General features: G+C 74.8%; 21 protein-coding genes and 1 pseudogene. 16 read left to right on the forward strand and 6 right to left on the reverse strand.

All coding sequences use genetic code 11. The features are described from left to right. Positions 1-6: 6 nt before the first annotated feature. A complete protein-coding gene (locus tag DRB96_RS07210; protein WP_112447670.1) occupies positions 7-396 on the forward strand; it encodes a hypothetical protein in 390 nt (129 codons plus the stop codon). Between the two features lie 183 nt (positions 397-579). Here the strand turns inward: DRB96_RS07210 and DRB96_RS07215 are convergent. Further along, positions 580-1,356: pseudogene (locus tag DRB96_RS07215) on the reverse strand (MFS transporter); the annotation flags it as partial. 192 nt (positions 1,357-1,548) lie between these two features. Between DRB96_RS07215 and DRB96_RS07220 the strand changes: the two are divergent. The 3 genes from DRB96_RS07220 (at position 1,549) to DRB96_RS07230 (ending at position 4,249) form a co-directional block, all read left to right on the forward strand. After that, positions 1,549-1,815 (forward strand): DUF6158 family protein, encoded by a 267-nt coding sequence (locus DRB96_RS07220; protein ID WP_112453266.1) that lies wholly within the window; start codon positions 1,549-1,551, stop codon positions 1,813-1,815. A 295-nt stretch (positions 1,816-2,110) separates the two neighbouring features. Next, positions 2,111-2,671 carry a TetR/AcrR family transcriptional regulator gene (locus tag DRB96_RS07225; RefSeq protein ID WP_112447672.1) on the forward strand — a complete coding sequence of 187 codons (561 nt, stop codon included), beginning with the start codon at positions 2,111-2,113 and terminating at the stop codon, positions 2,669-2,671. Positions 2,672-2,725: 54 nt separating this feature from the next. Continuing rightward, on the forward strand, positions 2,726-4,249 hold the full coding sequence (locus tag DRB96_RS07230) for an MFS transporter (RefSeq protein ID WP_112447673.1): 1,524 nt from the start codon (positions 2,726-2,728) through the stop codon (positions 4,247-4,249). Here DRB96_RS07230 and DRB96_RS07235 read toward each other — a convergent pair. Both DRB96_RS07235 and DRB96_RS07240 read right to left on the reverse strand, forming a co-directional pair. Next, positions 4,246-5,949, reverse strand: a complete 1,704-nt coding sequence (locus DRB96_RS07235) for a carboxylesterase family protein (protein ID WP_112447674.1) — start codon at positions 5,947-5,949, stop codon at positions 4,246-4,248. The genes DRB96_RS07230 and DRB96_RS07235 overlap by 4 nt on opposite strands. Continuing rightward, positions 5,949-6,461, reverse strand: coding sequence for a DinB family protein (locus tag DRB96_RS07240; RefSeq protein ID WP_112447675.1), 513 nt, complete (start codon positions 6,459-6,461; stop codon positions 5,949-5,951). The genes DRB96_RS07235 and DRB96_RS07240 overlap by 1 nt, the downstream gene beginning before the upstream one ends. A gap of 184 nt (positions 6,462-6,645) precedes the next feature. Between DRB96_RS07240 and DRB96_RS07250 the strand changes: the two genes are divergently transcribed. Further along, complete coding sequence (locus DRB96_RS07250; protein WP_162688571.1) at positions 6,646-7,698, forward strand: hypothetical protein; 1,053 nt, start codon at positions 6,646-6,648, stop codon at positions 7,696-7,698. Between the two features lie 72 nt (positions 7,699-7,770). Then, positions 7,771-8,814, forward strand: a complete 1,044-nt coding sequence (locus DRB96_RS07255) for a PHP domain-containing protein (protein ID WP_112447678.1) — start codon at positions 7,771-7,773, stop codon at positions 8,812-8,814. Here DRB96_RS07255 and DRB96_RS07260 read toward each other — a convergent pair. Then, on the reverse strand, positions 8,774-9,529 hold the full coding sequence (locus tag DRB96_RS07260) for a VOC family protein (protein ID WP_112453267.1): 756 nt from the start codon (positions 9,527-9,529) through the stop codon (positions 8,774-8,776). The genes DRB96_RS07255 and DRB96_RS07260 overlap by 41 nt on opposite strands. Positions 9,530-9,729: 200 nt before the next feature. On the opposite strand from DRB96_RS07260, the gene DRB96_RS07265 reads away from it, so the two are divergent. The 4 genes from DRB96_RS07265 (at position 9,730) to DRB96_RS07280 (ending at position 13,776) form a co-directional block, all read left to right on the forward strand. Further along, positions 9,730-10,797, forward strand: coding sequence for a GNAT family N-acetyltransferase (locus tag DRB96_RS07265; protein ID WP_239516122.1), 1,068 nt, complete (start codon positions 9,730-9,732; stop codon positions 10,795-10,797). A gap of 47 nt (positions 10,798-10,844) precedes the next feature. Beyond that, positions 10,845-11,882: a 2-oxoglutarate and iron-dependent oxygenase domain-containing protein gene (locus DRB96_RS07270; RefSeq protein WP_112447679.1), complete on the forward strand. Its 1,038-nt coding sequence runs from the start codon at positions 10,845-10,847 to the stop codon at positions 11,880-11,882. Between the two features lie 49 nt (positions 11,883-11,931). Next, the gene (locus DRB96_RS07275; RefSeq protein ID WP_112453269.1) at positions 11,932-12,465 is read left to right on the forward strand and encodes a GNAT family N-acetyltransferase; all 534 of its coding nucleotides are present in this window, start codon (positions 11,932-11,934) and stop codon (positions 12,463-12,465) included. A 249-nt stretch (positions 12,466-12,714) separates the two neighbouring features. Then, positions 12,715-13,776, forward strand: a complete 1,062-nt coding sequence (locus DRB96_RS07280; protein WP_239516783.1) for a hypothetical protein — start codon at positions 12,715-12,717, stop codon at positions 13,774-13,776. 36 nt (positions 13,777-13,812) lie between these two features. Here DRB96_RS07280 and DRB96_RS07285 read toward each other — a convergent pair whose 3' ends face one another. Then, positions 13,813-14,544, reverse strand: a complete 732-nt coding sequence (locus tag DRB96_RS07285) for an HNH endonuclease family protein (protein ID WP_239516123.1) — start codon at positions 14,542-14,544, stop codon at positions 13,813-13,815. Between the two features lie 112 nt (positions 14,545-14,656). Between DRB96_RS07285 and DRB96_RS07290 the strand changes: the two genes are divergently transcribed. The 6 genes from DRB96_RS07290 (at position 14,657) to DRB96_RS07320 (ending at position 19,783) form a co-directional block, all read left to right on the forward strand. Further along, on the forward strand, positions 14,657-15,418 hold the full coding sequence (locus tag DRB96_RS07290) for a hypothetical protein (protein ID WP_112447681.1): 762 nt from the start codon (positions 14,657-14,659) through the stop codon (positions 15,416-15,418). A 96-nt stretch (positions 15,419-15,514) separates the two neighbouring features. Continuing rightward, positions 15,515-15,844, forward strand: coding sequence for a hypothetical protein (locus tag DRB96_RS07295; RefSeq protein ID WP_239516389.1), 330 nt, complete (start codon positions 15,515-15,517; stop codon positions 15,842-15,844). Positions 15,845-15,948: 104 nt separating this feature from the next. Next, positions 15,949-17,310 carry an FAD-dependent oxidoreductase gene (locus tag DRB96_RS07300; protein WP_112447682.1) on the forward strand — a complete coding sequence of 454 codons (1,362 nt, stop codon included), beginning with the start codon at positions 15,949-15,951 and terminating at the stop codon, positions 17,308-17,310. A gap of 134 nt (positions 17,311-17,444) precedes the next feature. After that, positions 17,445-18,146, forward strand: coding sequence for an NAD(P)-binding domain-containing protein (locus tag DRB96_RS07305; RefSeq protein WP_275432069.1), 702 nt, complete (start codon positions 17,445-17,447; stop codon positions 18,144-18,146). 283 nt (positions 18,147-18,429) lie between these two features. Continuing rightward, entirely contained in the window at positions 18,430-19,095 is a 666-nt protein-coding gene (locus DRB96_RS07315) for a molybdopterin-dependent oxidoreductase (protein ID WP_112453272.1), read from the forward strand. Continuing rightward, positions 19,079-19,783: a cytochrome b/b6 domain-containing protein gene (locus DRB96_RS07320; protein WP_112447684.1), complete on the forward strand. Its 705-nt coding sequence runs from the start codon at positions 19,079-19,081 to the stop codon at positions 19,781-19,783. The genes DRB96_RS07315 and DRB96_RS07320 overlap by 17 nt, the downstream gene beginning before the upstream one ends. Here DRB96_RS07320 and DRB96_RS07325 read toward each other — a convergent pair. Next, positions 19,746-20,219 (reverse strand): MarR family transcriptional regulator, encoded by a 474-nt coding sequence (locus DRB96_RS07325; protein WP_112447685.1) that lies wholly within the window; start codon positions 20,217-20,219, stop codon positions 19,746-19,748. The two genes, DRB96_RS07320 and DRB96_RS07325, sit on opposite strands and share 38 nt — an antisense overlap. Positions 20,220-20,261 lie beyond the last annotated feature (42 nt).

The following is a 20,261-nucleotide window of genomic DNA, read 5'->3' on the forward strand; positions in this document are numbered from 1 at the left end:
GGCGCCATGACACCTTTACTCCTGACCGACATAGACCGGGCCGTCCGCAGCAGCTGGAGCGCGCAGACGTGCACCCCCGAGTACCGCGACCGCTGGACCCGGGAGAACCCGGCCCGTGACCAGTGCGGGGTGACCGCCCTCGTCCTCCACGACCTGCTGGGCGGCGAGCTGGTCCGCGGCGAGGTCCTCGTCGACGGCGAGCGCGTGGACTACCACTGGTGGAACCGCCTGGGCCTGGGCATCGAGATCGACCTCACCCGCGATCAGTTCGGCCCGGAGGAGAAGATCACCGAGGGCGTCGTCGTCCCCCGCCCTCCGGAGAGCGAGATGCGCCGCCTGCGCACCGAGTACGAGATCCTGCGCGACCAGGTGATCGCCAAGCTCGACGCACGCTAGTGCTGTGACCGGAAGGGTTCACCGGGTCGCGGCGCCCGGCACGGCACCTCGCCGCGTTGTCGGACCACACCGGTACGTCCAGTACGAGGCGTGGTCCTCCGCCCGGGGGCCCCTCCCGGCGGTAGCTGGGGGAGAGGCACCGCACCGAACACCGCGACCCGGCAAACCTTCCCGGCCACAGCACTAGTGCTGTGACCGGGCCGCCTGTCCGTGGGGATGCGGCGCCGACGGGTCGGCACCCGTTCCCGTCCCCGCGATGACGGGGACGGGACGCCGCCCGCGGCCGCGGCCCGGCAGCCGCGACGCCGGCAGCAGCCCCACGGCGGCCAGCGCGGCCAGCGCGGCCAGCGCCGCGGTCGAGGCCCCGGCGGTCCCCGCGGCCACCGCGATGCCGAAGGCCGGCCCCACGTTCATCGCCGTCGGCTTGAGCCCGCCCACCACCCCGGCATGCCCGGCGGGCGCGTCCCCGACCACCGTCCCGGTGGCCGTCACCATCACCGCGGCGAAGCCCGCTCCGAGCACGCCGAAACCCCACCCCGGACCGAGGCCCGAGATCCCGAGCGCCACGAGCCCCGTTCCGGCGACCGCCGTCGCCCGCGCCCCGAACCGGCGCAGCGCCGCCCCCGCCAGCGGCGACCCGGCGACCATGGCGGCGGTCATGGGCAGCACCCGCAGCCCGGTCGCCAGCGGATCGAGGCCGCCCGCGCCCTGGAGCGCGAAGCTCGCCGAGAAGAGGGCCCCGAACATCGCGCCGGAGACCAGGGCCAGCAGTGCCATCGACGCCGTCACCGAACGGGAGCGGGCCACCGGCAGCGGCACCAGCGGGTGCGCCGAGCGCCGCTCGGAGCGCACGGCCAGCGCCGTGAGCGCCGCCGCCCCGGCCAGCCAGGCCAGCGTCCGCCGCCCTGCCCAGCCGTGTGCCGGTACGCCGGCCAGCGCGTGCACGGCCGCCGCCACGGCCACCACCACCGCTGCCACACCGCACTGGGCGGACACCCGCCCATCAGCCGAGTCAACAACCCTGCGGGTCAATACATCTAGCGGCCGGGCGTAGACACTGTCTACCGACTGGCCGCTCCCCGTCCTTTCGGGATGATGGAGTGAGCACGGCCGGGCGAGGGGCCCGGCCCGGCCGAGGAGGAGGTGACCGCCATGGCGGAGCACGCGCCGCGCGAGGCCGGCCCGTCGGCGAGCGGGCTGGAAGAGGGCCGCCTGATGAAGGAGCTCGAGGCCATTCACCGCACGCGCCACGAAACCCTGCTGCACGGGTCGGAAGAAGCGCTGGTCACCCACACCCAGCGGATGGGCGAGCTGGAGCGCGAGTACGTCCGCCGCCACCCGGAGCGGGCCCAGACCCCCGGCCGCACCCGCTCCGGCGCCCGCGCCCGCACGGGCGCGGAACCCGAACCCCAGGACTGACCCGCCCGGCTCGGGCCGGCGGTCAGACGTCGTACGGATGGAGCTCGACCCGCTCCCGCTCGAACCACACCCGCACCCATCCGGGAACGACACCCGCCGGCAGCGGCCCGGCCGACTCCAGCAGAACGAGGCTGCCACCGAGCCGAAACGCGAGGACGCCGTCCTCCTCGGCGCTGCGCCCCCAGTCGATCAGTTCGATCAGCGTCGCCGATCATGCCTCAGCGTCGAGCGCGCCGCGGCGCAGATTTGCTTCATGTGAGACAAATTTGTATCGTTTGATACGAAGGAGGATCGCATGATGAACGAAGAAGAGCTGCTGGACGGCGCCGCACGCGTCCTCGCGGGCGACCACAGCGCCTCGATGACGCACATCGCCGCCGGCATCGGCACCAGCCGGGCCACGCTGAGCCGCCGCTACGCCACCCGCGAGGCGCTGCTCAAAGCCGTCGCCGTGCGGGCCATCGACGTGGTCGACGGCTGCCTCGCGCCCGCCGACCTGCCCGACACCGCCGACGGCGCCGCCTTCGACGCCGCGCTGGAGCGGCTCGTCACCGGCCTGCTGCCCGCCGCGCACCTCTACGGATTCACCTCGCGCGACGCCACCGTGCTCGCCGACCCCGCCTTCCGCGCCGGCATCCAGCGACAGGACCAGCGGGCCCTCGCCTTCCTCGGCCTCGGCCAGCGCCTCGGCCGGCTGCGCGTCGACCTGCCCGCGTACTGGATCTGGTACTCGCTCTGGGGACTGCTCGACGCCGCCGCCGAAGGCGTCCGCGACGGCCACCTCGCCCGCCGCGACATCGGCCGGCTGGTCCTCGCCTCCTTCCTCACCGGAACCAGGCCGTCCGCCGCCGCCTGAGCGGCCTCCGGACCCGTACCACCACCCCCGCGTACCACCGTGAACGGAACCCCCATGCACACCCCCACGCAGGATCCGCGCCGCTGGATCGTGCTCGCGATCCTCTCCGGCAGCCTCCTGCTCATCTCGATGGACACCACGATCCTCAACGTGGCGTTCCCCTCGCTCGTCGGCGACCTCCAGCCGGGCGCCGTCCAGCAGCTGTGGATCATCGACGTCTACGCGCTCGCCCTCTCCGGCCTGCTCGTCACCGCCGGCGCCCTCGGCGACCGCTGGGGCCGCAAGCGGCTCCTGATGGCGGGCTTCGGCATCTTCGCCGTCGCCTCGCTCATCGCCGTCTTCTCCACCGAGGCCTGGCACGTCATCGCGGCCCGCGCCCTCCTCGGCGTCGGCGGCGCCGCGATCATGCCGTCCACCCTGTCGATCCTGCGCAGCGTCTTCACCGACGCCAAGGAACGCGCCTTCGCGCTCGCCGTCTGGGCCGCCGTCTTCGGCGGCGGCATGGCCTTCGGCCCGGTCGTCGGAGGCCTGCTCGTCCAGGACTACGGCTGGCACTCCGCCTTCCTCCTCAACCTGCCCGTCGCCGCGCTCATCGTCGCGGCCGGCCTGCGCTACCTCCCCGAATCCCGCTCCCCGCGCTCCGCCGGCACGTGGGACTGGTGGGGCGTCGGCCAGTCGATCGTCGGCATGCTCGCCCTCGCGGGCGGCATCAAGCAGCTCGGCAAGAGCGGCGTCGCCGACCCGCTGCCGTGGGCCCTGCTCGCCCTCGCCGCCGTCTGCCTGACCGTGTTCGTACGCCGCCAGCTCCGCCTGGACAACCCGCTGCTCCAGGTCCGGCTGTTCGCCAAGCCCGCCTTCAGCGTGGCCGCCACCGCGATCTTCCTGCCCATGGTGGGCATGGGCGCGATCCTGTTCCTGGTCACCCAGTGGTTCCAGTACGGCCAGGGCTACACCCCGCTCGAAGCCGGGCTCTCCCTGCTGCCCGCCCCGCTCGCGCTGATCTGCGCCTCGATGATCGCCCCGTCGCTCATGCAGCGCTTCGCGATCCGGCACGTGCTCGGCAGCGGCCTGGTGATCCTCGCGGCGGGCATGGCCCTGCCCTGGACCCTGCAGCAGTTCACCGGCCTCGGCTACCCCGCCTTCGCCGTCGCCCTCGGCGTCATGGGCCTGGGCGCGGGCATCGCCACCACCGTCGCCTCGGTGACCCTGATCTCCACGGCCCCGGCCGAGGAGGTCTCGAGCGCCGCGGCCATCGAGGAGACCTGCTACGAACTGGGCTCCGCCATGGGCGTCGCCATCCTCGGCTCCACCGCCGCCGCGCTCTACCGGGCCAACCTCCCGGCCCTCGACCTGGACTCCACCACGCTGACGGCCGTACGGGACTCCGTGGGCGAGGCCGCCCACACCGCCGAACGGCTCGGCGGCACGGTCGGCCAGAACCTGCTCGACGCCGCGTCGCAGGCCTACACCCTCGCGATCACCCCGGCGTTCCTGATGGCGGGAGCGCTCGCGGTCGCGGCCGCCGTGACGACGTGGGCCCTGATCCCGCGCGATCTGCGGCCGACCGAGAACCACTAGTGCTGTGACGGTCCCGGGCGTCCGGATCCGATCCGGTTCCACAGGGCGCAGTGGTGCTCGGCCGCCGCGTTCACCGTGCGGATCCCCCTCGGACCCGGCGCGAGGGACAGTACGGCGGGGGAGCGCGGCCACCGGGGATCCGAACCGGGCGGGTTCGGATCCCCGGTCTCCGCGAACCGGGTCCAGTGGCGGATCATCCGCTCCGACAGTGCCCGCTGCGGCGCGGCCAACGGCAGCCCGGTGTCGAAGAGATAGGGCAGCTCGAAGCCGTGCGAGGCCCCGTAGGGGAAGCCCGCCACCGGCGGCAGCCCGGTGAAGTCGGGCGCCTCGCGGTCGTCGAAGCGGTAGTCGTACGTCGGCACGTGCCGCGCCAGCGCCCGGCTGTCCCGCAGCTGCGGGCACAGGAACGAGGCGTCCGAGAGCACGGCGGCGAAGGCCAGCGCGGGCGTCGGGTGGCCCGACACCGGATAGGCCGCCTCGATCCGTCCGGCTGCCGCGCCGAACGAGGCCCGCAGCCTGGCCCGGTAGGCCTGTGCGTCGGGGAGCGGGTAGGCGGCCAGCGTCTGCCCGAGGAAGATCCGGATCTCGTCGCGGGTCGAGCCCTGCACCACCGGGACCCGGTGGAACTCCCCGCGCTCCAGGGCCCGTCGGGGTTCGACGGGCAGCAGCGCGTTGCCGTGGGACACGCCGGAGAACCGCAGCATCAGCTCGGGCGTCGCGAGGACCTCGGGGGCCAGGCCGCGCAGGCACCGCAGGACCTCCTCGTCCGAGGGCCGGCCGCAGCCGAGCCGGGCCGCCGCGGCGATCCCGTCGGCCACGGTGCGCTCCTGCGGCACGAACGGCTCGTAGGCGCCCAGGGTGGTGAGCAACGAGCGCGGCGGGACCACGAGCGAGCAGGAGCCGCTCTGGGCGATCGCCCGGTGGAAGAGGCCGGCCGAGGCCGGGGAGGTGAGGTGCGCGCAGACGCTGAGGCCGCCCGCCGACTCGCCGAACACGGTGACGCTTCCCGGATCGCCGCCGAAGCGGGCGGCGTTGGCCCGCACCCAGTGCAGCGCCGCCTGCTGGTCGGCGAGCGCGAGATCGGGGGCCCCGCCGAGCGCGGGATGCCCGAAGAGGCCGAAGATCCCGAGGCGGTAGTTGACGGTGACGACCACGACCCCGCCCGCCGCGGCCAGTCGGCCCGGCCGGTACAGGTCACCGGCGCCGTTCATGAACCCGCCGCCGTGGAACCACACCATCACCGGCCGGCGCGCCCGCTCGCCGCCCGGGCCGGGCTGCTCGCCTTCGCCCTCCCGCGCGGGGGCGGGCGCCGTGACGTTGAGGAACAGGCAGTCCTCCGAGCCGCTCGGTCCGCCCGGCCCCACCGCCGGCAGCTGGACGCAGCGGGCCCCGGGCGCGCCCGCGTCCCGTACGTCCGCCCAGCGCGCGGCCGGCTCCGGCGGCCGCCAGCGCAGCGGGCCGGTGGGCGGGGCGGCGTACGGGACGCCCTCGAAGGTCCGGACCCCGGCCGACTCCCGCCCGCGCACCGCGCCGCGGTCGGTCTCCACCACGGGCCGGAAGCCGTCGCCGTGGGCCGTCGCGCGGGCGGCCCTCGCGCGGGCGCCCGGCCCGTCGGCGCCCGGCGCGTCGGCCGCCTGCCGGCCGGCGGGCCCGCCGGCCAGCAGGAGCAGGGCCAGCAGGAGCGCCGTCCCGGACGCCATCAGCGCCCCCGCTCCAGCACGCCCCGTACGAAGGCCGCCTGTCCCGCGTGCTGGAGGTCGTCGCCGATCACACTGACCAGGCGCACCCCCAGGGTCACCGGCGGGTCCCACCGCTCGTCCACCACCCGGTCCAGATCGGCGGCGCCCAGCCCGCGCAGGAACCGCCCGGTCTGCGCGTGGACGGCGTCGAAGTACCCCAGCAGCAGGTCCCCGGAAGCCACCCGCACGGCGGCGGCCTGGCGGGCGGTGTGCCCGTACCCGGTCGACCCGGCCGGGAGCGCGAGGCCGAACCGCTCGTCCCACCCCCGCGCGTGCCAGACCTGCTCCCAGCCCGCCGCGTCCGCCACGTGGTCGTCCTGGATCCGGGCCAGGTGCCAGACGAGCCAGGTGACCGAGTTGGCGCCGGGGTCGATCCGCGCGTCCAGCAGCTCCGCGTCCAGCCCCTCGACCGCCTCGTGCACCACACCGTGGATCCGGCCGAACGCGTCGGCGAGCAACTCCGTACCCTTCATGCCCCCACCATGCCCACGACGGGTGCCGGGACCCCCCGCGGCACCGCGGGGGACCCCCGTTTGCCCGCCCCGAATGGCGCAGCGCCGCGGGGTGGCGCTGAATGTAACAAAGCGTGCGCTTCCCATGACGCACGATGACCGGCGCGCGATGTGTAGACCCGCGCGTCGGCGAACGGAGCTTTCCATGAATGACCCCATCACGCTCGCCGCGACGGAGTACGAAGAACCGCGCGGGCTCCCCGACACCACGGAAGTCCGGCCGCCGGCCGGCCCCGACGACGGCCCCGCCGCCGCCGACTCCGACTCCGCCGCCGACTCCGACTCCGCCGCCGACCCCGGCGACGGCCCCGGCACGGACCGGGACCGCGAGGCCGGGCCCGCGCGGGCGGAAGGGACCGGGGCGGCGCCCATACGCACGGTCCTGGAGACCGCGGCCACCGGCCGGCCGGTCAAGGAGGTCGCCGCACTGGTGAGCCTCCTCAAGGAGTCCGGACAGGTGCCCAACCCCGGACACACGGCGCTGCGCGCGGCCGCCGTGTCCCGGCCCGTCCACGAAGTCCGCGAGATGGTCACCCTGCTGGGAGAGCCCCCGCACGAGGTCGTCGAAACCGACATCACCCTGCGGGCCGCCGCCCTCGGCCGGCCCATCGAGGACGTGGCCCTGCTGGTCAGCATCCTCGGCACCGGCGACGGACGGGCCCCCGAGCGCGGGGCGGTGCGCGCACCGGCTCCCCCGGGGCGCGCCACCGCCCGCCCGGTCTCGGCCCCGGCCCCGGTCCCGAACCCGGTCCCGGCTCCGGGACGAGCCGCGGGAGTCCGGTCCGCGGGGGCCCGGCCCCCGGGCGGCGCGCTCGGCCGCGTACTGCGCTGGCCGGTGGCGTTCGCGCTGCTGCTCTGCGGCGCGCTGCACGTGCCCGGCGATCTCGCGGGCCTGGCCTCCGGTGATCCCGGCGGGCTGCTCGCCCTCGCCGTCACGCTGCTCTGCCTGACCGCCGGCGCACTGCTGGCGGTGCGCGACACGGCCGCGGCATGGCGGACCGGCGCGATCGTCGCGCTGGGCGTCGCCGCACTCCACGTGGTGGGCGGCGCCGTGGAGTTCGACCCGCTCGCCGGCGCGGTCGCCGGCTCCGTCGCCTGGGCGGGCGTCACCGCGGTGCTGAGCGCCGCGACCGGCGCCGTCCTCGCGGGCCTGGCCCTGCAGTACCGCCCGGCGGCCGACCCGGCCGACGGAGCCTGACCCAGGCGGGGAGGGGACCCGGGCCCCACGGCCCGGGTCCCCTCCCCGCCGTCGGACGGAGCGAGGCGCTCGATGGACCCGGAGGCGGCACTGGACCGCATCGCCTTCCTGCTGGAGCGCGCCCAAGAACCGACCTACCGGATCCAGGCCTTCCGCACCGCCGCCGCGGCCCTCGAACGGATGGGGGAGCGCGAGGTGGCCGAGCGGGTCGCGGCCGGCACGCTCGAAGCGGTCAAGGGCATCGGCCCGAAGACCGCCCAGGCCGTCCGGGAGGCCCTCGCCGGCGAGGTGCCCGAGTACCTCCAGCGGCTCGAGGACAAGGCCGCCGCCCACCCCGAGGGCCCGCCGCCGAGCCCGGAGGCCCGCGCGCTGCGCGCCGCCCTGCGCGGCGACTGCCACGTGCACTCGGAATGGTCCGACGGATCCGGCTCGATCGAGGCCATGGGCCGGGCCGCCGCGGCCCTCGGCCACGACTGGGCGGTGCTCACCGACCACTCGCCGCGCCTGACGGTCGCCCGCGGACTCCCGCCCGAGCGCCTGCGCGAACAGCTGCGGGCCGTCGCCGAACTGAACACGGCCTGGGCGCCGTTCCGGCTGCTCACCGGCATCGAGTGCGACATCCTCGCCGACGGCTCCCTCGACCAGGAGCCCGAACTCCTGGCCGAGGTGGACCTGGTGGTCGGCTCCGTCCACTCCAAGCTCCGGATGGACGCTCCCGCCATGACCCGGCGGATGGTCAACGCCGTCCGCAACCCGCACCTGGACGTCCTCGGTCACTGCACCGGACGGCTGGTCACGGGAAAGACCCGCCCCGAGTCGGAGTTCGACGCCGAGGCCGTCTTCGCGGCCTGCGCCGACTCCGGCGCCGCCGTGGAGATCAACAGCAGACCCGAACGGCTCGACCCGCCGCGCCGGCTGCTGCGGCTCGCCGTCGCCGCGGGCACCTTCTTCGCGATCGACACCGACGCCCACGCCCCCGGCCAGCTCGACTGGCAGACCACCGGCTGCGAACGCGCCCTGGAATGCGGGGTGCCGGCCGACCGGATCGTCAACACCTGGTCCGCGGCCGACCTCCTCACCTGGACCCGGACCCGTCGGCCGCCCGGAACGCCGTGAGCGTGAACAGCGCCCCGTCCGGATCGCGCAGCGCCACCCACCGCTCGGTCGCGCTCTCACCCGGTTCCGAGACCGCCCGCCCGCCCAGGGCGACCGCCGCCGCCACCGCCGGCTCCAGCTCCGGAACCCGGAAGTGGACGTGCCAGCGGGGCCGCGTGTACGGACTGTACGAGCCCGGCTCCACCGGCCCGCTGTCCAGCCGGGCCACCGGCTCCCCGCCCTGCCGCAGCACCACCCGGTCCTCCTCGTAGGAGACCTCGCAGCACCCGTCGCGATCGGTGGCCCACTCCAGGACCTCCCCGTAGAAGATCGCCGACTCGAAGGCGTCGCGGGTGCGCAGCTCCAGCCAGGCCGGCGCGTGGCCGCTGCCCACCCGCCAGCCCGCCGTCACCGGGCCCTCCCAGATCCCGAAGACCGCCCCGTCCCGGTCCGCCACCAGCGCCGCGCGGCCCCCCGACTCGAAGGAGAACGGGCCCACCGCGACCGTGCCGCTGCGCTCCCGGACCCGGTCCGCCGCCACATCGGCGTCGTCCACGGCGAAGTACGGGGTCCACGCCACCGGCACCGCCAGATCCACGGCCAGCGCCCCGATCCCGGCCACCTCCGCCCCGTCCAGCTCGGCCACGGAGAACGCCTCGCCGAGCCGCGCGGGCTGGAACCGCCAGCCCACGACCGCACCGTAGAACCGCTGCGCCGCGCCGAGGTCACGTGCCATCAGGCTCACCCAGCACGGCGCCCCGAAGACGTCCCTCGTCGAAATCTCCACCGTTTGCTCCGCCCTTCACCGGGGCGCGGTCAGCGCGCCGTCCGAGCACAAGCAGTAGCGCCCCGTCCCCGGCCGTGGCCCGCAGGCGCGCCACCGGGCCCGCGGATAATCCCTTGGCCGCGTCCGGGCGCCGACCTAGGGTTCGGCGCATGGCGATCACGGGTCCGCAGGACATGGACGAAGCGGTTTCACTCAGCACGAGGGCACTGGGGGAGGCGGTGCACCTCGACTGGTCCGTCCCGGCGGCCGGGCTGGAATGGAGCTGCTACGACACCGCGGTCCATGTCGCGAGCTGTTACACGGCCTACGCCGCGCAGGTCACCGGCCGTGCGCGCACGGCCTGGGTGCCCTTCGAGATCACGGCGGACCCGGGCACCACCCCCGCCGGCCTGCTGGAGATCATCACGGCGACCGGGGGCATGCTCTCCGCCGTCGTGGCCGCCGCCCGGCCCGACGACCGCGCCTGGCACCCGTACGGCAGCGCGGGCGCGGACGGCTTCGCCGCGATGGGCGTCGTCGAGACCCTGCTGCACACCCACGACATCCTCAGCGGGCTCGGCATCCACGACTGGGAGCCCGGCCCCGCCCTGGCCGAACGGGCCCTGGACCGCCTCTTCCCGCACGTCCCGCGCGGCCACGACTCCTGGCGGACCCTGCTGTGGGCGACCGGCCGGGGCGAACTGCCGGGCCTCGCCCGCCAGGCGTCCTGGCGCTGGTACGCCGAACCCGTCGAGGCCGGGAGCGTACTGCTCTGCGAGATCTCCCCGATGGCCGCGGCCGACCTGCACGCGGGCGGCAGCGGAGGCTTCGCCTGGGCCGGGGAAGGACCCGGCGACGGCACCCGGTACGCCGCGGGGATGGTGACGAAGGCGCGCGACGCGGGGACGTACCGGCCGGGCTGGGGACCGTACGCCATCATCCGCGCGAGCGACCGGCGGGCCATCGGCGGCATGGGCTTCCACGGCGCCCCGGACGCCGACGGCCGCGCCGAGGTCGGCTACGACCTCCTGCCCTCGGCGCGCGGCAACGGCCATGCCACCGAGGCCCTGAAGGCGCTGACCGCCTGGGCCTTCGGACAGCCGGGCACCACCCTGCTGGCGGCCACGACGGACGCGGACAACACACCCTCCCAGGGGGTGCTCGGACGGACCGGTTTCACCGAGGCCGGCACCGGGGAGGGCCTGGTCCGGTACGTCCTACGGGGCTCCGCGGGCTGAATCCGGTCCGCGCGGCGCCCGCACCGATCCGGAAAGCAGGTCCCGCCGTGGTGAGTTCCCAGGTCCCCGTGATCGATCTCGGCCCGTGGCGCTCCGGGGGACCCGAAGCCCGCCGGCGCGTCGCCGCCCGCGTCGACGAGGCCCTGCAGAGCGCCGGCTTCCTCCTGGTGGCGGGGCACGGGGTGGATCCGGAGCTGCCCGGGCGGATCCGGGAGGCGGCCCGCGCGTTCTTCCGGCTCCCGGCCGCCGCCAAGGCCCCGTACGCCGTCGCGGTCGGCGGCCGCGGCTGGCTCGGTCCGGGCGCGGAGGCCAACAGCTACGCGGAGGGCGCGGCCTCCCCGCCGGACCTCAAGGAGTCCTGGTCCTGGGCGGCGGAGGACCCGACCGGGATCCCGGCGGTGGACGCGGAGTGGTTCCGGCCCAACGCGTGGCCGGCCGAGGCGCCCGCGCTGCGGCCGCTGGTGGTCCGGTACCTGGCCGAGATGCGGGCGCTCTCCGACGAACTGCTCGGGCTGCTGGCCGCCGCCCTGGGCCTGGAGGCGGACCATTTCACCCGCCACACCAGCCACCCCACCTGGGGGTTCAACGTCAACTGGTACCCCGGTACCGAGACCGTCGGGCCGCCGCTGCCCGGTCAGTTCCGCATCGGGGCGCACACCGACTTCGGCACCGTCACCGTCCTGGACCGCGAGCAGGGCGCGGGCGGGCTGCAGATCCACACCGAGGCCGAGGGCTGGCAGGACGCCCCGTACGATCCCGCCGCGCTCACCGTGAACATCGGTGACCTGATGGCGCGCTGGACGGGCGACCGGTGGCGGGCCGGCCGCCACCGGGTGCTGCCGCCGCCCGCCGACGCACCGGCCGAGGAGCTGATCTCGCTCGTCTACTTCTACGAGTGCGACCCGCACACCCGGGTGGAGTCCCTTCCGGCGCCGCTGGGCCGCCTCCCGCACGAGCCGGTCGACTCGCACGCCTACCTGCGGGCGCAGCTCGACGCGATCACCGTCCCGGCGGGGGATCCGGCCGGTCCGGGCCGCGCCGGGGACCCGCGGGACCCGGCTGGTCAGGCGGGTGCGGAGGGCTAGCGGGGGACCCGATTACCCGATGGCGGGCGCGTTCGGCAGGATGGGCTCCATGACCGAGATCCGCACCCCCCGCCTCCTCCTCCGCCGCTGGTCCGAGGACGACCTCGTCCCCCTGTCGGAGATCAACGCCGACTCCGAGGTGATGCGCTGGATCGGCGACGGCGAGACCCTCGACCTCGAGGAGACCGCCGAGACCATCGAGCGGTGGGAGGACGAGTGGGACGAGGAGGGCTTCGGGATCTTCGCCGTCGAGCTGCTGGCCTCCGGCGAGCTGATCGGTGCCGTCGGCCTGTCCATGCCGTGGTGGCTGCCCGAGGTGCTGCCCGCGGCGGAGATCACCTGGCGCCTCGGCCGCTCCTACTGGGGCCAGGGATACGGCTCCGAGGCCGCGCACGCCACGCTGGAGTTCGCCCTCCAGGACCGGGGCCTCGACCGGGTCGTCGCCGTGAACCGGGCGGGCAACGACGAGTCCGAGAACGTGATCCGCAAGCTGGGGATGGTGGCGGAGAAGGACACCTCGCACCCGGAGTCCGGGGCCCTGCTCAACATCCACGGCATCGACCTCACGGAGTACGAGGGCTGAACGTTCCGCCGCTCCCGGGCCCGTCCCGCCTTCGCATCAACCGATCGGTCGACCCGGCGGTCGGCCGGCGGGCCGAACGGCCGGCCCCTCCCGCGAGGTGAGGATGGGTACGGGGGAGCGGGCGCACCACCGGCCCCGCCCCCGGAAACGAGAGGGGCACCCGTGCCGGAGCACGACCGACCGCACCCGCGCCGCCGCGAGCGGGCGACGCGGACGACCCGTACCGCCCTCGCGGCCCTCGCCGGGGCCCTGCTGCTCGGCGCCTGCACTCAGCCCGCCTCGGCGCCGCAGCCCTCGGCGCCCGCCGCCTCCCCGCTGCCGACGGCCGCGCAGACCCCTGCCGGGACCCTGCTCGTCGCAGACTTCGGCGCCGACACCGTCACCTTCGTGGACCCGGAGCGCGGCTCCGTCGGCTCCGTCCGGGTCGGCAGGGCTCCGTACGGCCTGGCGGTCGGCGCGGACGGCCGGGCCTGGGTGGCGACGGCCGAGGGGGTCGCCGTCGTGGACACGCGGACGCGCACCCTGCAGACCCGCGTCCCGTACCGCACCACCGCCGCCGGGCCCGTCACCGGCGGCGAGTACCGGGGCGGCGGCATGGGCATCGCGCTCTCGCCCGACGGCGCCCGCGCCTACGTCGGGGTCAACGTCCCCGGGACCACCGGGGTCCTCGAGGTCGTCGACACGGCGAAGGCCGCCGTCACCGCGGTCGTCCCGGTGGGCCGTCGCCCCTTCGACGTGGACGTGTCGAAGGACGGGTCCGAGATCTACGTCACCGGACACGACTCCTTCGACGTGACCGTCGTGCCCGCCGGCTCGCTGCTGCCGCGCCGCATCGAGGTCGCCCCGTACGGGACGGAAGGCGGGCTCGGCTCCTGGCTGAAGCCGCACTACACCGCCGTGCGGCCGGCCGACGGGATGCTGCTGCTCCCCTTCGAGGGCGAGCGGCTCGCCGTGGTGGACCCGCGGACGGGACGGACCACGATCGAGAGGCTGACCGCGGACACCCACCAGCACGGGGTCGCCGCCACGCCGGACGGCCGGCTGCTGGTGGTCGGCACGGGGGCGGTGGAACAGGGGAAGGGCGAGGGGCCGTCCCTCACGGTCCGCTCCCCGGACGGGGCGGAACGGGTGTACCCGCTGGAGGGGCCGCACGAGGACGTGGCCGTCTCCCGGGACGGGCGCACGGCCTACGTCACCGGTGGATACACCCGCGACGGCTACTGGAACGGCATCACGGTCGTGGACCTCGACAGCGGGAACAGCCGCCGCCTCGCGGCGGGTTCGCGGCCGCTGGGCATCGCGGTGCTGTGATCCGGTCCGGGCGTCAGGAGGGCGTGTGGATCGGTCTCACGCCGCGCACGTGTCGAGCATGGTGGCGAGCATCCGCTTCTCGGGTTCGGTGACGGTCAGGCCGTACGCCGACTTCACGGTCGTCCAGGCGCGACCGTACTGGCACCAGGAAGCCTTCGACGGCGGCTGCCACAGGTCGGGGCTCTGATCGCCCTTCGAGCGGTTCGAGGAGGCGGTCACCGCGAGCAGTTGGGGGTGTGTCAGATCGTTCGCGAAGGCCTTGCGCTTCGCGGCGTCCCAGCCGGCCGCGCCGGAGCGCCAGCCCTCGGCGAGCGGCACCATGTGGTCGATGTCGATCTTCGAGGCCTCGGTGACCACCACATCGTCGTACAGGCTCTTCCAGGTCCCGGACACGGCCTTGCACTCGGAGTCCCGGGTGACGTTCGCGCCGTCCCGCTGCAGGATGACCTCGCGGGTGTCGCACTTGTTCCCCTGCTCCGCCCAGTGCGTGAACTTGTCCCGGCTGTAACCGGACATGGTCCCCGGCGGGGCGACCTTCAGCGCAGCCAGCCGGGTTCGGGCCTCGGCCGTGGTGGCCAAACCGGGCAGCACGTCCCCGGGGGCGGGCTTCCCGTCGTCGGGCGCGGTGGACGAGGAGGGTGGCGCGGAGGTGGCGGTGCCGGGTTTCGGGTCGTCACCGGGGGCCGTCCCGGTTCCGGAACATCCGGCGAGGAGCAGCAGCGACGCGGCCGCCACCACCGCTCCGGACACGCGTGTCTGACGTCCCATTACCCCACCCCGAGCCTGCCGTGCACTGTGTCCCGGGAAGACTACCCAAGCCGGCCCCGGAGGGAACCACGGCTACCGCTGGCCCCTCTTGTACGGGGAAGGGGGCGACGACATGAAGGCGACCACGAAGAGGACGGCCCGGTCCGCGACCGCGCGGACGGCGCCGACCGTGCTCGCGGCACTGCTGTGCGCGGTGCTCGCGGGCTGCGGCACCGTACGGGCGGGGGAGGCGGCGGGGCCCGCCCCCGTCGCGGCGCCGAGCCCGGCGATCTGCGATCTGGACGGGCCGACGGACGGCGGAGCGGGCGTCGGCACGGCGGCCCCTGACATCCCGACGGATGAGGAGACGGGCGCGTACGCGGGCCCGCCCACGGACGAGAACACGGGTGCCTACGCGGGCCCGCCCACGGACGAGGAGACGGGCACGTACGCGGGCCCGCCCACGGACCAGGACACGGGCGTCCCGGACCCGCCGACCGATCAGGACTCCGGCACCCCGGACCCGCCCACGGACGGCACGGCCGCGCCCGGCGGCGGGGGCGGAGCCGTCACCAACGGCGCGGGCCCGTGCGGCGCCGCCGGATGGTTCGACATGACCCGTGACTTCGCCGCCTACTACGGCGAGCACCGCACCGAAGCGGACTGGACCGTCCCCGCCGACGGCATCGGCGCCGTCCGCGTCCGCAAGGTGGGCGGGTCCGGCCTCGCCGAGGTCGCCTTCACCACCGCGGGCAAGGGCAAGAGCAGGGGCGACGACGCGCGCCGGGTGGCACGGGTCTTCGCGGACTGGCGGCGCGAGGTGTACGGGGACAGCGGTACGGTCACCGTCCGCTCGCGCGAGTCCTACCCGGTCGTGGTGACCGACTCCTGGTGACCCCGGCCGTCCCCAGACCGGCCGCCCCGACGCCCAGCCCCGACGCCCAGCCCTGAATCCAGCCCCAGACCCACGGAAAGCCGAGGCGGAAACGCGATGACCGACGACGCCGCGAACGAGCCGCACGTCCCCTCCGACGCGGAGCGCGCCGCCCGCGCCCGGGTGCGGGAGGAGGCCGCCGGACTGACCCACCACGAGGCCGCCGAGGCGCTGGAGGCAGCCGAACGGGCCGCCGAGGAGGTCAGGGGCGATCCGCAGGGCGGCGATGACGCCACCCGCGCCGCCACCGCGGAGTGGCTGCGGATCACGGAGCTGCTCTTCGACCACGGCGGACCGTATTCACCCGATACGGACGCGTTCCTCCAGGGTCAGCTCGCGGCACGCGGGGCCCGCTCCGCCCCCAAGCCCGGCTTGGGTAAGCCATAAGCCCGGGTTATAGGGGCATAAGTAGGGGGTGGGTTCTGGGTTAGGCTTGCCTCAGTTTAGTGTTCCCTTGATCGAGTCAATTCGTCGTTCGAAGGGAACCAGACATGCCTCGCCCCCTGCGGGTAGCAATCGTCGGTGCCGGCCCCGCCGGCATCTACGCCGCCGACGCCCTGCTGAAGTCCGAGGCGGCCACCGAGCCGGGTGTGTCCATCGACCTGTTCGAGCGGATGCCGGCGCCCTTCGGTCTGATCCGGTACGGCGTCGCGCCCGACCACCCGCGCATCAAGGGCATCATCACCGCCCTCCACCAGGTGCTCGACAAGCCGCAGGTCCGTCTCTTCGGCAACGTCGACTATCCGAACGACATCAGCCTCGACGAGCTGCACTCGTTCTACGACGCCGTGATCTTCTCCACGGGTGCCACCGCCGACCGTGAGCTCACCATCCCGGGCGTCGAGCTCGACGGCTCCCACGGCGCCGCGGACTTCGTCTCCTGGTACGACGGGCACCCCGACGTACCGCGCACCTGGCCCCTGGAGGCGGAGAAGGTCGCCGTCCTCGGCGTCGGCAACGTCGCCCTCGACGTGGCCCGCATCCTCGCCAAGACCGCCGACGAGCTGCTGCCGACGGAGATACCCGCGAACGTCCACGACGGCCTCAAGGCCAACAAGGCGCTCGAGGTCCACGTCTTCGGCCGCCGCGGCCCCGCGCAGGCCAAGTTCAGCCCGATGGAGCTGCGCGAGCTGGACCACTCGCCGAACATCGAGGTCATCGTCAACCCCGAGGACATCGACTACGACGAGGGCTCGATCACCACCCGCCGCTCCAACAAGCAGGCGGACATGGTCGCCAAGACCCTGGAGAACTGGGCGATCCGCGACATCGGCGACCGCCCGCACAAGCTCTTCCTGCACTTCTTCGAGTCCCCGTCCGAGATCCTCGGCGAGGACGGCAAGGTCGTCGGACTGCGCACCGAGCGCACCGAGCTCGACGGCACCGGCAACGTCAAGGGCACCGGCCAGTTCACCGACTGGGACGTGCAGTCCGTCTACCGCGCCGTCGGCTACCTCTCCGACGAACTGCCCAAGCTGCCGTGGGACGTCGCTTCCGGCACGGTCCCGGACGAGGGCGGCCGCGTCATCGAAGCGGGTGCGCACCTCGCGTCGACGTACGTCACCGGCTGGATCCGCCGCGGTCCGATCGGTCTGATCGGCCACACCAAGGGCGACGCCAACGAGACGGTCTCGAACCTGCTCGCCGACCACGCCGAAGGCCGTCTGCGGACCCCCGCCACCCCGGAGCCGGAGGCCGTCGAGGCCTTCCTCTCGGGCCGGGAGATCCGCTTCACGACGTGGGAGGGCTGGTACAAGCTGGACGCCGCCGAGAAGGCGCTGGGCGAGCCGCAGGGCCGCGAGCGCGTGAAGCCCGTCGAGCGCGAGGAAATGCTCAAGGCGAGCGGGGCGTAAACCCCGAGGTCCGGGTGGTTCCGCCGGGTGCGGACACCACCCGGACGCCCGTGCGTACGGGTCCCCCGAACGGAGGGCGGGCGGGATCCGCCGGGCCGCGGCGGAATGCCCGGCGCCCGGGGGAGGTTCGGACCATCGCGACACCCGAACCCCCAGGACGCACGGGAGAGCTCATGAAGATCGGCATCATCGGCGCGGGCAACATCGGCGGCAACCTCACCCGCCGGCTCGCCGCCCTCGGGCACGACGTGGCCGTCGCCAACTCGCGCGGCCCGCAGACCCTGACCGGCCTCGCCGAGGAGACGGGCGCCACCCCGGTCACCGTCGCGCAGGCGGCGCGCGGCGCCGAGGTCGTGGTCGTGACCGTCCCCCTGAAGAACGTGCCCGACCTGCCCGCCGGCCTCTTCGACGGGGCGGCCCCCGGCTTCGCCGTCATCGACACCGGGAACTACTACCCGCGGCAGCGCGACGGCCGGATCGCCGGCATCGAGGACGAGGGCCTCACCGAGAGCCGCTGGACCGAGAGCCACCTCGGGCATCCCGTGGTCAAGGCCTTCAACGGCACCTACGCCCAGGACATCCTGGAGCGCCCGCTCGAAGCGGGCCACCCCGACCGGCAGGCCCTGCCCGTCGCCGGTGACGACGAGGCGGCGAAGAAGACCGTACGGGCCCTCATCGACGAGCTCGGCTTCGACACCGTCGACGCCGGCGGCCTCGACGACTCCTGGCGCCAGCAGCCCGGCACCCCCGTCTACGGCCTGCGGGAGGGCGTCGCGGCCGTCGCCAAAGCGCTCGCCGAGGCCTCGCCGGTCCGCCCGGACGATTTCCGCGGCTGATCCGCGGCTGATCCGCGGTGCCGGCGCCCGTCGTCGGCGCACGGCGAGGTGTGACGGAAGTCTGACGGACCCCCGCGACCCCTGGCCGCGGGGGTCCGGCCGGTGGTCGAATCGCCCTGTGACCACAGAACAGGAAGCGGACCCCGGCGGCTCCTTCGATCCCGGCGGTTCCGTCGACCCCTCCGTGGACCCCTTCGTCGACCCCTCCGTGGACCCCTTCGTCGACCCCTCCGTGGACCCCGACGGACGGGGCGCTCCCGTCGGCCGTCGGCTGGTCCTCGGCATGGTCGGGCTCGGAGCCCTCGGCCTGGCCGCGGCGCCCCGGCTCCAGTCCGCGTTCGACGCGGTACTGGGCCGGGCCGCCGCCTCGGACCCCACCGGCCTGACCGGACTGCTGCCCGGCGCCGGCGGGTTCCGCTACTACTCCGTCGCCTCCTCGGTCCCCGAACGGGGCCCGGGGGACTACCGGCTGACCGTCGACGGCCTGGTCGAGCGGCCGGGCTCGTACACCCTCGACGCGCTCCGGGCCCTGCCCCAGACCCGTGTCGTGCGCGACGTGCAGTGCGTGACCGGCTGGCGGGTGCCCGGCACGCCCTTCGAGGGGGTCCCGCTCACCCTGCTCCTGGACGCCGCCGGGGTCCGCCCCGAGGCCCGTGCGATCCGCTTCACCTGCTTCGACGGCACCTACACCGAGAGCCTCACGCTGCCGCAGGCCCGCCGGGACGACGTGATGGTCGCCCTGCGGATGCGGGACGCGCCCCTCGGCCACGCGCACGGCGGCCCGGTCCGCCTCTACGTGGCACCGATGTACTTCTACAAGTCGGCGAAGTGGCTGTCGGGCATCACCCTCACCCAGGACGTCCGCCCCGGCTACTGGGAGGAACTCGGCTACGACGTCGACGCCTGGGTCGGCAGATCGAACGGACGCGACGATGCCCCCACGGTCTGAACACCCCGGCCGCGTCGCGAACCGGCCCGGCCGGCCCGGCCGGGTCGGCCGGTTCACTCCCGCCGAGCGCTGGATCCACCGCTGCACCGCCGCCCTGGCGGGGCTGTGCCTGGCGACCGCGGGCTGCCTCTACCTGCCGCCCCTGGCCGAACTCGTGGGCCGCCGCCACCTCGTGGTCACCCTGCACGAATGGTCCGGACTGCTGATCCCGGCCCCGGCCCTGCTGGGGCTCGCCTCCCGGGCCTTCCGCGCCGATCTGCGTCGGCTGAACCGCTTCGGCCCGCACGACCGGACCTGGCTGCGCTCCGCGCTGCGCCGGGACGCACGCCAGGAGGCCCGCCCGGCGGGCAAGTTCAACGCCGGGCAGAAGCTCTACGCGAGCTGGAGCGCCGGTGCCGCCCTGGTCATGCTCGGCACGGGCCTGCTGATGTGGTTCACCGGGCTGGCCCCGCTGCCCTGGCGGACCGGTGCGACCTTCGTCCACGACTGGCTGGCCCTCGCACTGGCCGCGGCCGTCGCCGGGCACGTCATGAAGGCGCTGGCCGACCCGGAAGCCCGGCGCGGCATGCGCACGGGCTCGGTGGCCGCCGACTGGGCGCGCCGCGAGCACCCGCTGTGGCGGCCGCCGCCCGCGGCGGGGGAGGCCCCCGCTACTCCTGCGGAACCGCCGCGTCCAGGGCGGCGGTGAGCCGCCGCAGGCGCTCCTGCAGGTCCTTGATCTCGCCGAGCTCGAAGCCGGTCGCGACGGCGATGCGCCGGGGCACCTCGACGGCTCGGGCCCGCAGGGCGACCCCCTCGCCGGTGAGTCGCGCGTGCACGGACCGCTCGTCCTCGGCGCTGCGCTCGCGGGAGATCAGTCCGGCCGCCTCCAGCCGCTTGAGCAGCGGGGACAGTGTTCCCGAGTCGAGCCGCAGGTGCCGGCCGAGCTCCTTGACCGGCATCTCCCCGTGCTCCCACAGGACGAGCATCACCAGGTACTGCGGATAGGTCAGCCCGAGGTCCTTCAGGACCACGCGGTAGAGGCCTCCGAAGGCGCGGTTCGCCGCGCCGAGCGCGAAGCAGATCTGGCCGTCGAGGCGCAGGAAGTCCTGGTCGGGGTGGGTGGCGGGGAGCTGCTCGGTCATGGGAGCCAGTGTACTCGGGGGTGTCGTGGCGGCAACTGAATT

Source organism: Streptomyces sp. ICC1 (assembly GCF_003287935.1).
In the GTDB taxonomy this organism is placed as follows: domain Bacteria; phylum Actinomycetota; class Actinomycetes; order Streptomycetales; family Streptomycetaceae; genus Streptomyces; species Streptomyces tritrimontium.